Below are 13,723 nucleotides of genomic sequence, written 5' to 3' on the forward strand. Positions count from 1 at the left end.
GGCCGGTTTGGGGCAGGGCGGTGGCGTCGACGATGCGCGAGGCTAGACGGCGCGCTGCAGAAGGGTGATGAACATGGCGTCGGTGCCGTGGCGGTGCGGCCAGAGCTGCACGCTACCGCTGTCGGCGAGCAGGTCGAGGTTCGCCGCGCTGAAAGATTGAACGACGGCGGCGGTGTTGAGGGCGGTCACGGTGCCAGCGGCCTTGCGCACGGCCAGCGCCACAATGGCGCGGGTCTCGGCGGTGTGCGGCGAGCAGGTGACATAAGCGAGAATCCCGCCGGGCTTCAGGGCGAGTAGGGCCGCGTCGATGAGTGCGGATTGCAGCCCCGCGAGATCGGCCACGTCTTTGGGCTGCTTGCGCCACCGGGCCTCCGGCCTGCGGCGCAGGGCACCGAGACCGGTGCACGGCGCATCGAGCAGGATGCGGTCGAACTCGCCCGCATGCGTTTGGCCGATGGTGGTGCCATCCATCTCCCAGACCGGAATAGGTTCGGGCAGGGCAGCCAGCGCAGTACGCACCAGGGCGGCCCTGGCCGGAACAAGCTCGTTAGCCACGAGTTCGGCTCCCCCGGCGCGTGCTTCGGCGGCGAGCAGTGCGGCCTTGCCTCCCGGCCCGGCACAGAGGTCGAGCCAGCGCTCTCCCGCTACGATCGGGCGGGCCCGGCTGAGAGCGAGCGCGGCGATCTGGGAGCCCTCGTCTTGCACGCGAACACGTCCGCCGGTTGCGGTTACCAGGTGGTACGGGTCGCCCGAGTCCAGCACGAATCCGACCGGCGAGAATTCATCGGCGAGCCCGAGTCGCTCCCGATCAGCGTCGGTCGACAGGCCGGGCAGCGCGACCATGTTAACCTTGGCCGCCATGTTGTCGGCGGCGAGCAGGTCGGCAAGCTCGTTCTCGTGGCCTTCAGCCTTCAACGACTGGCGGAAAGCTCGCACGATCCAGGCGGGGTGGGAGTACTCGGCGGCAAGCCGATCGTCGACGTTGACCGCACCTTCGAGCACCCGGTCACGCCATTCCTCAGCGCTCGACCGCGAGATGGTTCGCAGGACACCGTTGGTGAAGCCGGTCGCCGAGCGCGAGCCGACCTGCTTGGCGAGCGACACCGACTCATTGACCGCGGCGTGGGTAGCAACGCGGGTGGCCAGCAGCTGGTGGGCGCCGAGACGCAACACGTCGAGGATGGCCGGGTCGATCGCGGTGACCGACCGGTTGGCGGCCAAGGCGATAACGCGGTCGTAGAAGCCCTGCAGGCGCAGGGTGCCGTAGGTGAGCTCGGTGGCGAGGGCGGCATCCGCTGTGTTGAGGGCAGCACGCTGAATGCGGGTGGGGAGCAGCAGGTTCGCGTAGGCGTCGGCTTCTCGCACGGCAGCGATGACCTCGTAGGCCACCCGCCGTGCCGGTTGCACGAAGTCTGTCGTTTTCACGCGTGATTTGGGGAGTTGCACGCGGTCATTCATGAGGCGACCACCTCATCTGCCGCTACTCCGCGCCACCAATCAAGTGCTGTCATTGCGTTCTTTCCGGCCGGTTGCACGCGCCGAAGCTCCAGGGGCTCCGTCTGCGTACCAATCAACACTGTTCGTTCCTGCTGCCGAATATGGCCTGCGCCAATGGTGGGAATATTGTCGGCATCGCCGGCCCGAACGGGCGAAACGTCGAGAATTTTCAGGCGGGCATCGTTGAGCATCGTGAAGGCGCCGGGCTCGGGCGTTACGCCGCGAATCAGGTTATAAACGGATGCTGCCGGCTGGTTCCAATCTACCCGGGCATCATCGATGCTGAGTTTGGGAGCGAGAGTCACCGTGCCGCTTTGCTCCGTGGCCTGCGCGGTACCGGCGGCTAGTTGATCGATGACCGTCAGCAGCAGCTCCGCGCCGCTGTGACTGAGCGATTCGAGAAGCATTCCCGACGTGGAATGGGCGGGCAGGGGCTCGGCAAAACTGCCAAAGACGGAGCCAGCATCGAGCTCGGGCACCAGTTGAAAAACCGCAGCGCCGATGAGGGCATCTCCGGCGATAACGGCGCGTTGCACCGGCGAGGCACCGCGCCAGGCGGGCAGCACGGAAAAATGCAGATTGATCCAGCCGAGGCGAGGCACCGACAACAACGGCTCACGCACGATTCCGCCGTAAGCCACGATGACGCCCAGGTCCGGCGCGAGGGCAGCGATCTGGCTGGTCGCCTCGTCGCCCAGCCGATTGGTCTTCAGCACGGGATAGCCTTTGGCGGTTGCTGCGTCGGCCACGGGTGACGGTGTGAGGGTGCGCTTGCGGCCGAGCGGGGCATCCGCTCGCGTGATGACGGTGGCAATATCGTGTTCGGTTGCCGCGAGAGCGAGCAGGCTGGCAACGGCGACCTCGGGCGTGCCGGCAAAGACGAGTTTCATTTAGAGCAGCTCCGGGTCATCGAATCGAACCTTAAGTGTAGGTGCCGGTTGGAACGAGCCCGACTTCGGTTTGCGGCGTTTGGCGGCGTTCCGCACGACCGCCGCCTTGAGTGCGTGGGCCACCTCATCGCCCCGGGCGTAGCCGAATCGCACGACCGCGCGCACGAGTGACGCCTCGGTATCGACCGGGCCGAGGATGTCGAGGCCGGCGACCGCGCCCAGATCGGTGAGGGCGGCGTCGACGTCGGCGGGAGTTCCGGTGACGGAGGCGACCCGCACGGCCGGTGGGAAGCGCAGCTGGCGGCGGTCGGCTAGCTCGCTCGCGGCGAAGATGTCGGGACGCCAGGCGTTGAGCGCGCGGGCGAGGGCCCCGCCCACTCCGGCGAGCAGTACGGGAGCGCCTGGTGCGGCGAGGGCCGCCGCGTTAGCCCACCAGCGCAGGCAGTCCTCACCGACCCGCAGCGATTCGCGGGCAAGCATGCGTTCGCCGTCGAGGATGAGGATGGCGTGGTAGCCGCCGGTTGGGACCGGTTCGGCGCCGCGGGTGGCGATGACGAGGGCCGGTTGGGCGCTGAGCGTCTGAATCGTGTGCTCGCCATCGGCGACGATGACGCGGGCGCCGGGAAAAGCGCGGCCAAGTTCTTCGGCGGTGCGCCCGGTGCCGAGGGTGACGACCCGCAGCTTGGTGCTCTCGCAGTGCGCGCAAGTCCAGCCGGCAGCAAGTGCGCCGCACCAACGGCAGGACGGCACGGCCGACGCCGATTTGAGCCCGAGCGGCCCCTGGCAGTGCGTGCACCTGGCCGCCTTCTTGCAGCCCTGGCAGGCGAGCATCGGCGCGTAGCCGGGGCTCGCGACCTGCACCAACACCGGCCCGTGAGCGAGCGCCTCACGGGCGGCCTGCCAGGCGGCCGAGGGGATGCGGGCGGCTCGGGCCTGCTGGTCAGGTTCGGATTGAAAGTCGGTGGGAATGATGCGCGGGTGTCGGTCAGCGGCCGGGTTCACCTCGGTCAGGTAGTTCAGTTCGACCAGGCGCTGGGTTTCGACGCTGCGCGAGTGGCCGAGCAGCACGAGAGCGCAGCTGCTGTCTTGCTGGCGCACCAGGGCCGCATCGCGGGTGTTGACGTAGGGGCTGAGCGGTTCGGTGTAGAGCGGGTCGCCATCGTCCCAGACGGCGATGAGGCCGAGGCGGTGCGCCGGAGCGTAGACGGCCGACCGGTTGCCGAGAATGATGCGCGGTGCGGGTTCGAGGCAGGCCAGGAAGGCGCGGTAGCGATCCGGGTTCGGCTGGCGGGCATCGACCCGGCTCAGCGGCAGCATCGGGGCGAGCTGGCCCAGGGCGGCCTGCACCTGGTCCTGGTCACGAAAGTCGGGCACGCAGAGGATTGCGCTGTGCCCGGTGCCGACCGTAGCCACGGCGAGTTCGGCCAGGGTCTGCGCCCAACGGCCGATGGTGCTGCCGTCATCGAGCTGCACGAGCTCGGGGATCGCCGCGACGGCCACCCGGTGCTGTTCCATGATCGCGGTGTCGAGGCGGCCGGTCGGGTAACCGACGAAGGCGGGCGTCGCCAGGGCGATCGATGTCGGTTCCGGCGCCGGAATAGTGGTCTCGACCTCCGCAGGCGACGCAGCTGCACTAGCCTGCGCGGCCAGCCAAACCTTTTCGACCCGCACCTGCCGAGGCGGCACGGCCAAACGGATGATGTCGCTCGCGGTCCCGGCGGCCCGATCCGCGAGTCGGCGAGCCAGTTTCCACACCGCGGGTGTCAAGACAACGGCCGTGGACACGACCGAGTCGAGCGGGCTGAGGGCGCCGCGGAAGGCGGCATCCGTTTCGGAAGCTGACTCGGCTCGCGGATCGAAGACCTCGATCACGTAGGCGTCGACGACGCGCGCGCCCGAACGAAACGGCACCTTCACCCGCACGCCGGCGGCCACCTGGCCGACCAGTTCGGCGGGTACGCCGTAGTCGAACAGGTGGTCCAGTTGCGGCAGCGGGGAATCGATCAGCACCCGTGCGACGAGGCCGGTGTGCGTCATGACTGGGCCGGTTTCAGAGTTTGGCGGCGCTGCGCAGGTCGTCGACCTTGTCGAGGCGCTCCCAGGTGAAGTCGGGCAGCTCGCGACCGAAGTGGCCATACGTTGCCGTCTGCGCGTAGATGGGGCGCAACAGGTCGAGGGAATGGATGATCGCTGCCGGACGCAGGTCGAATACCGCCCGGATCGCCGCCGTGATCTCTCGGTCGGGCAGCACACCGGTGCCGAAGGTTTCAACGTATAAGCCGACCGGCGACGCCTTGCCGATCGCGTACGCGACCTGCACCTCGAGGCGTTCGGCAAGGCCGGCCGCGACGGCGTTCTTGGCGACCCAACGCATGGCGTAGGCGGCCGAACGGTCGACCTTGGACGGGTCTTTACCGCTGAATGCACCGCCGCCGTGGCGGCTCGATCCGCCATAGGTATCGATGATGATCTTGCGTCCGGTGAGGCCGGCGTCGCCCTGCGGGCCGCCGATTTCGAACCGGCCGGTGGGGTTGATAAGAGTCGCGATCGACGAGGAGTCGAGATCGATCGTGTCGAGCACCGGGCGAATGACGAGCTCTTCGACCTCGAGGCGAAGCTGCTCGGTCGAAACAGAGGGAGCGTGCTGGGTTGAGACCACGACGGTTTCGACGGTACGCGGAATGATGCCGTCGTAGCCGATGGTGACCTGAGTCTTGCCGTCGGGGCGCAGGTAGTCGAGCTCGCCGCTTTTGCGCACGAGCGCGAGGCGTTCGGCCAGTCGGTGCGCGATCCAGATGGGGATCGGCATCAATTCGGGGGTCTCTCTGGTGGCATAGCCAAACATGATGCCCTGGTCGCCAGCGCCCTGCCGGTCGAAGTCGTCAAGGCTGGCCTGCTCGCGGGTTTCGAAGGCGTTGTTAACGCCCTGGGCGATATCGGGTGACTGACCGCCAATGGAAATCTCGACGCCACAGGACCGGCCGTCGAACCAGACGTCGGAGGAGTCGTAACCGATGTCGGTGATGCACTTGCGCACGATCGAGGGAATCTCGACGTAGGCCTCGGTGCTGACCTCACCGGCCACGTGCACGAGCCCCGTGGTGACGAGGGTCTCGACGGCGACCCGGCTCCGCGGGTCGTCGGTGAGCAGGGCATCGAGGATGCTGTCGGAGATCTGGTCACAGATCTTGTCGGGGTGACCCTCGGTGACTGATTCCGAAGTGAAGAGGCGAAGATCGCTCATCTGGCCCGTCTCTGTTTATTAAAACCGAAGTTTTGAATGAAAACGTAGAAGTTGAAAGTGTCTGGGTGACCCGACGTGCCCGTCGCTGCGGGGGCTAACCGATCAGGTCAAGTATGCAATTAGCCACCGACATTTTGCTGCCGGAGGCCTCGTTCACTATAACTCCGTGGCGATCGAGCACTGTCACGCTGTTACGTTCCGTGCCGAAACCCTCGTGCTGACTGACCCGGTTGACGACCAGATAATCGCAGCCCTTTCGGGTGATCTTGTCGCGGCCGAGCGCGAGCAGTCGGTCGGCATCCGCTTCGGTTTCGGCGGCGAAGCCGATGATCAGCTGGCCACGCCGGCGCGCAGCGGACAGCCCGGCCAGGATGTCGGGGTTCTTCACCAGTTCGAGGGTGAGGGTGTCGCCCACGTCTTCCTTCTTGATCTTGCCGAGCTGCACCATTTTGGGCCGGTAGTCGGCGACGGCGGCAGCCATAATAATGACCTCGGCCGATTCGGCGGCGAGAGTCATGGCCTCATGCATCTCCATGGCACTGCTGACCAGAACGGTCGTGATACTGCTTGGAACGGCCACCTCGAGATTGGCGGCGACGAGGGTGACGGTTGCGCCCCTGGCCAGGGCCGCCTGGGCGAGCGCGACGCCCTGTTTACCACTGGACCGGTTGCCGAGAAAACGCACCGGGTCGAGCGGTTCGCGGGTACCGCCGGCGCTGATCAGCACGCGGCGACCGGCCAGATCCTGCACAGCGGATGTCGCAGCCTCCGCCCCGCGCGACAGCCCAGAAGCCTGCCGGTCAAGCACGGCCAGCGCCACGGCCACAATGGTCTCCGGCTCTTCCATGCGGCCGGCGCCGGAGTCGGCGCCGGTGAGCCGCCCGACGCCGGGGCCGACAATCGTGATGCCGCGGGAACGCAACACCGCGATGTTCGCGACGGTCGCCGGGTTGTTCCACATTTCGGTGTGCATCGCCGGGGCGATCACGAGCGGCGCCGTGCTGGCCAGAATGGTGTTGCCGAGCAGGTCATCGGCGAGGCCGGCAGCGAGTTTGGCGATGCTGTTGGCTGTCGCGGGGGCGACGACGATCAGATCGGCGCCCTGGCCAATGGCCACGTGACGCACCTCGGCGACGCCCTCATACAGATCGGTGTGCACCGGGTTGCGAGAGATGGCCTCGAGCGTTGGCTTACCGACGAAGCGCAGGGCTGCAGTGGTGGCGACGACGTGCACTGAGTCACCGTTTAAGACAAAAGCGCGCACGATGTTGACGGCCTTGTACGCTGCGATGCCGCCGGTGATGCCGACGACGATCGTGCGAGGTGTCTTCATCCTGCGCGCTTCGGGGTTGGTTCAGGGCTCAATCGTGAAGCTTAGGCCTCGACGATCGGGCGAGAAACGAGCTTGTCGTCATTGATCTCGCGCAGGGCGACCGAGAGCGGCTTGTCTTCGACGGTCGAGTCGACGAGCGGGCCGACGTTGTCGAAGAGGCTGCCTTCGTGCAGGTCGGCGTAGTAGTCGTTGATCTGACGTGCACGCTTGGACGCGAAGATCACGAGGGCGTACTTCGAATCAACCTTGGACAAAAGGTCGTCGATGGGCGGGTCAATGATGCCAGTGGGCTTGTTCGCCATTGGTGTCACACTCCTAATAGAGCACGGCCTGAGGCGGCGTGCGAGTTTGGCGGGGGGATGCGCGCCCGACGACGCACACGAATTCAGCAAAAACGAGCGCTACGACATGCTGGATGCAGCGCGGATCTCCATCAAGTCTACGACCTCGCGGGCGGCGTCGCCGACATCGTGGTTGATCACCTGGTAATCGAACTCTCCCTGGGCGGCCAATTCGAGCTTCGCGGTCTCCAGCCGGCGAGCCTGTTCGGCGGCATCTTCGGTGCCCCGGCCGATCAGGCGGCGCACCAGTTCGTCCCAGCTCGGCGGCAATAAAAAGACCAGGCGGGCTTCCGGCATGGCGCGTCGCACGGCACGAGCGCCCTGCAGGTCGATCTCCAGCAGCACGCTGTTTCCGGCGGCGATCGCCGCATCGACCGGTCCGCGGGGGGTGCCGTAGCGATAGGCATTGTGCACTTTGGCCCACTCGAGTAATTCGCCGTCCTCGATCATACGGTCGAACTGTTCGTCGGAAACAAAGTAGTAGCTGAGGCCTTCGGTCTCCCCCGGACGCGGCGCGCGTGTCGTGGCAGAGACCGAGAGCAATACGTCGGGGTAGTTCTCGCGGATGTATCCCGCCACGGTGCCCTTGCCGACCGCGGTCGGGCCCGCGAGCACGATGAGTTTGGAGTCGGCAACGCCGTGGCGCAGCACCGGCCGTTCAGAGAGAAAATCGCGCAGGCGGTCGCGCTGGTGTCTGCCCAGGCCGCCGAGGCGTTTGGACGGCGAGATTTCGAGGCGGTGAATGATGCGCTGCATCTTGGTCACGCCGATGGCCGGAATGCTCACGAGCAGTTCGGTGACTCTTAGGCGGCCCTCGACCCCGATCGGATCGGCGATTGCGGCGGCGAGCACCTCAAGCGCGGTTCGTTCGCCGGAGGCGACTTCAGCCTTGACCTTGGCGCGGGCCCGGCGGGCGGCGACAGCGGCACGCGACGCGGCGACCCGGTCGACTTCGGGCGGGGTGGGACGGTTTTCAACCACGAACGGCACCTACTTCGGCTACTCGGCGCTCAATGGCTTCTTCGATCCGGTGGGGTCCGGCCGAGAGCACACTGCGCGATTCACTCACGATAACCCCTCCGGCGTATCCACCATATATAGAGGTCAGATCCATAATATTCCCACCCTGGTGTCCGAAGCCCGGCGCGAGCACCGGTGTTCGAAATTCGCCCGAAACCTGCTGCACGTCGATACCGAAAGCGGCCAGGTCGAGAGTGGCGCCGAGGACGACGCCGATCGACCCGAGACCGGTCACCACTCGAGCGGATGCCGCGCCAGCCCGCGCATTGCGCTGGCCGACCTCGTCGAGAACGGCGCGGGCAACACTCGATCCGGCTTGCGGCCCGTCGGCCACGATGGCCTGCTGGATGTGCGCGGCCTCGGGGTTGCTGGTCGCGGCGAGCAGGAAGACACCCTTGCCGTTCGCGGCCGCGAGAGTGAGCGGCGAGTCGAGCGAACCGACACCCATGTACGCGGCGAGGGTGAGGGCATCCACCTCAAGCGGGGAGCCCGGCGACAGCCAGGCTTGCGCGTAGGCCTCGACACTCGTGCCGAGGTCGCCGCGTTTGGCGTCGCCGATCACGAGCAGGCCGGCCTGGCGGGCGTCAACCAGCACACGCTCGAGCGCCACAAACCCGGCGGACCCAAACCTTTCGTAGAAGGCGACCTGCGGCTTGACCAGGCCGACCCGGCCCGCTGCAGCGGCGACGACGGCGCGACCAAACGTTTCGGCGCCAGCGGCCGTGTCGGGCAGGTTCCAGTCACGCAGCAGCCAGGAGTGCGGATCGATGCCGACGCAGAGCTGGCCGTGTGTGGCGAACACCCGTTCGAGGCGTTCGCCAAAGGAGACGACCGCCAGCGACCCGGCAATCACCGACCCAGCACCCACCGCCGCAACAGGACCCGTCCCAGCCGGACCACCGTTTAGAGCAGGGCCGCCGTTCACAGCAGGGCCGTACGGGCGGTGGCATACTCCTGGAGCGAGGTCACCTCGAACCCGTCGCGAATCGAGTCGACCGACGCGACCGCGGCGCTGAGCTCGGCGATGGTCGTGAATAGCGGCAGATCGCCGGCGACAGCGGCCGCCCGAATCTCGTAGCCGTCGGCTCTGGCCGTGCTGCCTCCGGGGGTGTTGATGACGATCTGGATCTCTTCACGGCGAATGAGCTCGACGATCGATACGTCGTCCTCCCCCGTCTTCTCACTGAATTTGGTCACGACCCGGGCGCGGATGCCATTGCGTTGCAATACTTCTGCGGTACCGATGGTCGCGGCGATCTCGTAGCCGAGCTGCTGCAGGCGCAACATTGGCAGGATAATGGCCCGCTTGTCTCGGTCTGAAACCGACACGAACACGGTGCCGGAGAGCGGAATTCCACCGTAGGCGGCGAGCTGGCTCTTGCCGAACGCCCGCGGAAAGTCGCCGTCGATGCCCATGACCTCGCCGGTGGAGCGCATCTCCGGGCCGAGGATGGAGTCCACGACGAGGCCCTCCGGGGTACGGAACCGGTTGAACGGCAGCACGGCTTCCTTCACGGCGACCGGCGACTCGATCGGCACGCGGGAACCGTCGATGAGCGGCAGCTTGCCCTCAGCCTTCAGCTCGGCGATGGTCGTACCGACCATGATGAGTGCGGCGGCCTTGGCCAGGGTGATGCCGAGCGCTTTCGCGACGAAGGGCACCGTGCGCGAGGCACGCGGGTTGGCTTCGAGTACGTAGAGCACACCGGCACCGATCGCGAACTGCACGTTGAGCAGGCCCTTGACACCGATGCCGCGGGCAATACCCAGCGTGGCGTCACGCACCCGGTCGATTTCGGCGCGGCCGAGGGTGACCGGCGGCAGGGTGCAGCTCGAGTCGCCGGAGTGGATTCCAGCCTCCTCGATGTGCTCCATGACGCCGCCGATGTAGAGCTCATGGCCGTCGTAGATGGCGTCGACGTCGATCTCGATCGCGTCATCCAGAAAACGGTCCACCAGAAGCGGATGCCCCGCGCCGATGATTCCCTGCCCGGACATCCGCGTGAAATAGTCCGCGAGCGACGGGGAGTCGTAGACAATTTCCATGCCGCGACCGCCGAGCACGTAACTCGGGCGCACGAGCACCGGGTAGCCGATTTCTTCGGCCACGACGACGGCGCCGGCGAAGTCGATCGCCGTTCCGTTGCGGGGTGCCAACAGGCCGGCGTCATCGAGGATCTTCGAGAACAGGCCGCGCTCTTCGGCCAGGTCGATCGCGTCGGGAGTGGTGCCGAGAATGGGGATACCGGCCGCTTCCAGGCCGCGGGCAAGGCTGAGGGCGGTCTGCCCGCCGAGCTGCACGACCACGCCAACGAGTTCACCGCTCTGGCTTTCGGCGTTGATGACCTCGAGCACGTCCTCGAGGGTGAGCGGTTCGAAGTAGAGCCGGTCGCTCGTGTCGTAGTCGGTGGAAACCGTCTCGGGGTTGCAGTTGATCATGATGGTCTCGTAGCCGGCCTCGGACAGCGCGAAGGATGCGTGCACACAGGAGTAGTCAAATTCGACGCCCTGTCCGATGCGGTTGGGTCCGGAACCGAGGATGACGACCTTGCGGCGGTCGCTGGCGACAACCTCGGTTTCGTCGTCATAGCTGGAATAGTGGTACGGCGTGAGCGCTGGGAACTCCCCCGCGCAGGTGTCGACGGTTTTGAATACCGGGCGCACGCCGAGAATGTGGCGCACGGTGCGAACATCCGCTTCGCCGAAGCCGCGCAACTCGCCGATTTGCGCGTCGGAGAAGCCGTGGTCCTTGGCGAGGATCATGACGTCGCGGTCGAGTCGGTCGGCGGCCTTGACCTGCTCGGCGATCTCGTTGATGAGCACGATCTGGTCGAGGAACCACGGGTCGATCTTGGTGGCGTCGAACACCTGCTCGATGGTCGCGCCGCGGCGGAGAGCCTGCTGCACGGTGACGATGCGGCCGTCGGTGGGGATCTCGGCGGCGGCGAGCAACTCGTCGACCGTGCGGGTCTCGTCGCCCCAGTGAAAGCTCGAGCCGCGCTTCTCGAGCGAGCGCAGGGCCTTCTGCAAAGCGGATGCGAAGCTGCGGCCGATGGCCATGGCTTCGCCAACCGACTTCATGGTCGTGGTCAGGCGCTGGTCGGCGGCCGGGAACTTCTCGAATGCAAAGCGCGGCACCTTGACCACGACGTAGTCGAGGGTGGGTTCGAAGCTTGCCGGGGTGACACCGGTGATGTCGTTGGGAATCTCGTCGAGGCGATAGCCGATGGCGAGTTTGGCGGCGATCTTGGCGATCGGAAAGCCGGTGGCTTTGCTGGCCAGGGCGGAGGACCGTGAGACGCGCGGGTTCATCTCGATCACGATAACGCGGCCGTCGGCCGGGTTGATCGCGAACTGGATGTTACAGCCGCCGGTGTCGACGCCGACGGCGCGGATAATGTCGATTGAGATGTCGCGCAGGTGCTGAAACTCGCGGTCGGTCAGGGTCAGCGCCGGGGCGACGGTGATCGAGTCGCCGGTGTGCACGCCGACCGGATCTACGTTTTCGATGGAGCAGACCACGACGGTGTTGTCTGCCGTGTCGCGCATCATCTCGAGTTCATATTCTTTCCATCCCAGGATGGATTCTTCGAGCAATACCTCGGTGGTCGGGCTGTGGTGCAGGCCGTCGGTGACGATGCGGCGCAGCTCGACCTCGGTGTAGGCGAAGCCGGAGCCAAGGCCGCCCATGGTGAAGGAGGGGCGAACGACCAGGGGGTAGCCGAGGTCTTCGGCGTAGCCGACGGCCTCCTCAACCGTTCGGGCGATGAAGGAGCGAGCAACCCCGGCGCCAGCGTCGAGCACGAGCTGCTTGAAGATCATGCGGTCTTCGCCCTTGTTGATGGCGTCGAAGCTTGCACCGATCAGCTCGACGTCATACTTCTCCAGGATTCCGCGCTCGTGCAGCTGAATTGCCGCGTTGAGGGCGGTCTGCCCACCCAGCGTCGGCAGGATCGCATCCGGGCGTTCCTTCGCGATGATGGTTTCGAGGATCTCCGCCGTGATCGGTTCGATGTAGGTTGCATCGGCGAAGTCGGGGTCGGTCATGATCGTGGCCGGGTTCGAGTTGACCAGGATGACGCGCACGCCCTCCTCGCGCAGTACGCGGCAGGCCTGGGTGCCGGAATAGTCGAACTCGCAGGCCTGGCCGATGACGATCGGCCCGCTGCCGATGACAAGAACACTGTTGATATCGTCGCGCTTGGGCATTATTTGGTTTCTCCTGCAACGGCTGACTGCGCAGCCAGAACAACGTCTCTGAATCGATCGAAAAGGTGGTTGGCGTCGTGCGGGCCCGCAGCCGCCTCCGGGTGGTACTGCACCGAGAAAGCGTTGATATCGAGGCAGCGGATGCCTTCGACCACCTGGTCGTTGAGGCTGTAATGGCTCACCTCGACCCGGCCGAAACCGGCCCGGGACTCATGGATGCCCTCAATGGGCATGTCAACGGCGAAGCCGTGGTTCTGCGAGGTGATCTCGACCCGTCCGGTGGTCTTGTCGAGTACCGGCTGGTTGATGCCGCGGTGCCCGAACGGCAGTTTGTAGGTGCGGAAACCGAGGGCCCGGCCGAGCAGCTGGTTGCCGAAGCAGATGCCGAAGTAGGGAATGCCAGCCCGGAGCACCTCTTGCAACAGGGTGACGTGGGCGTCGGAGGCGGCCGGGTCGCCTGGTCCGTTTGAGAAGAACAGGGCAGAGGGCTTCAACGACAGAACGTGCTCGGCGGTGACCGACTGCGGCAGCACGAGCACCTCGAAGCCGCGTTCGGCGAGGTAGCTGAGCGTGCTGGTCTTCACGCCGAGGTCGAGCACAGCGACGGAGCCGATGCGTTCGCCCTGCGCGGGGATCGAGAAGGGTTCGACGGTGGAGACCTCGAACGAGAGGTTGCGGCCGCGCATGGCAGCCCCAGCGAGCACCCGTTCGAGCTGTTCGCTGTCGGACAGGCCGAACAGGTCACCCGAGAAGATGCCGCTCTTCATGGCGCCCGCAGAGCGGATATGGCGGGTGATCGCCCGGGTGTCGATTCCGCTGATGCCGACGACGCCCGATGCTTCGAGGTCATCGTCGAGGGTGCGGGTCGCGCGAAAATTGGAGGCGATGCGGGCCGGCTCACGCACGATAAAGCCGGCGACCCAGATCTGGCGGGATTCCATGTCCTCGTCGTTCATGCCCGTGTTGCCGATGTGCGGGGCGGTCATCAGCACGATCTGGCCGGCGTAGGACGGGTCGGTCAGTGTCTCCTGGTAGCCGGTCATGCCCGTGGCGAAGACGATCTCGCCGAGAGTCTGACCCTCGCTGCCAAAGCTGCGACCCACGAAGCGTCGGCCGTCTTCGAGCACGAGCACGGCCGGGCCGGGCCGGGCCGACACTGAAAACGTGGACTGCAGGGTAGCGGATGCGC

At 66.2% G+C, this 13,723-nt stretch carries 10 protein-coding genes; all 10 read right to left on the reverse strand.

Features of this window, described 5'->3' with window-relative positions; all coding sequences use genetic code 11:
* Positions 1–42 precede the first annotated feature (42 nt).
* Complete coding sequence (locus tag QMK31_RS01650) at positions 43–1,458, reverse strand: RsmB/NOP family class I SAM-dependent RNA methyltransferase (RefSeq protein WP_283499209.1); 1,416 nt, start codon at positions 1,456–1,458, stop codon at positions 43–45.
* Positions 1,455–2,387: a methionyl-tRNA formyltransferase gene (gene fmt, locus QMK31_RS01655; protein WP_283499210.1), complete on the reverse strand. Its 933-nt coding sequence runs from the start codon at positions 2,385–2,387 to the stop codon at positions 1,455–1,457. The genes QMK31_RS01650 and fmt overlap by 4 nt, the downstream gene beginning before the upstream one ends.
* Entirely contained in the window at positions 2,388–4,424 is a 2,037-nt protein-coding gene (locus QMK31_RS01660; RefSeq protein WP_283499211.1) for a primosomal protein N' family DNA-binding protein, read from the reverse strand. It abuts the gene before it with no gap.
* A gap of 13 nt (positions 4,425–4,437) precedes the next feature.
* Entirely contained in the window at positions 4,438–5,631 is a 1,194-nt protein-coding gene (metK, locus tag QMK31_RS01665) for a methionine adenosyltransferase (protein ID WP_283499212.1), read from the reverse strand.
* A 94-nt stretch (positions 5,632–5,725) separates the two neighbouring features.
* Positions 5,726–6,964: a bifunctional phosphopantothenoylcysteine decarboxylase/phosphopantothenate--cysteine ligase CoaBC gene (gene coaBC / locus QMK31_RS01670; protein WP_283499213.1), complete on the reverse strand. Its 1,239-nt coding sequence runs from the start codon at positions 6,962–6,964 to the stop codon at positions 5,726–5,728.
* 41 nt (positions 6,965–7,005) lie between these two features.
* Positions 7,006–7,266, reverse strand: a complete 261-nt coding sequence (rpoZ, locus tag QMK31_RS01675) for a DNA-directed RNA polymerase subunit omega (RefSeq protein WP_092107764.1) — start codon at positions 7,264–7,266, stop codon at positions 7,006–7,008.
* A 99-nt stretch (positions 7,267–7,365) separates the two neighbouring features.
* Entirely contained in the window at positions 7,366–8,286 is a 921-nt protein-coding gene (gene gmk, locus QMK31_RS01680; RefSeq protein WP_283499214.1) for a guanylate kinase, read from the reverse strand.
* Positions 8,279–9,178 carry an orotidine-5'-phosphate decarboxylase gene (pyrF, locus tag QMK31_RS01685; protein ID WP_283499215.1) on the reverse strand — a complete coding sequence of 300 codons (900 nt, stop codon included), beginning with the start codon at positions 9,176–9,178 and terminating at the stop codon, positions 8,279–8,281. The genes gmk and pyrF overlap by 8 nt, the downstream gene beginning before the upstream one ends.
* A gap of 68 nt (positions 9,179–9,246) precedes the next feature.
* Positions 9,247–12,534 carry a carbamoyl-phosphate synthase large subunit gene (gene carB / locus QMK31_RS01690; protein ID WP_283499216.1) on the reverse strand — a complete coding sequence of 1,096 codons (3,288 nt, stop codon included), beginning with the start codon at positions 12,532–12,534 and terminating at the stop codon, positions 9,247–9,249.
* Positions 12,534–13,691, reverse strand: a complete 1,158-nt coding sequence (carA, locus tag QMK31_RS01695; protein WP_502852456.1) for a glutamine-hydrolyzing carbamoyl-phosphate synthase small subunit — start codon at positions 13,689–13,691, stop codon at positions 12,534–12,536. The genes carB and carA overlap by 1 nt, the downstream gene beginning before the upstream one ends.
* Positions 13,692–13,723 lie beyond the last annotated feature (32 nt).

Origin of the sequence: Cryobacterium sp. PH31-O1 (assembly GCF_030063455.1) — a bacterium.
GTDB lineage: Bacteria > Actinomycetota > Actinomycetes > Actinomycetales > Microbacteriaceae > Cryobacterium.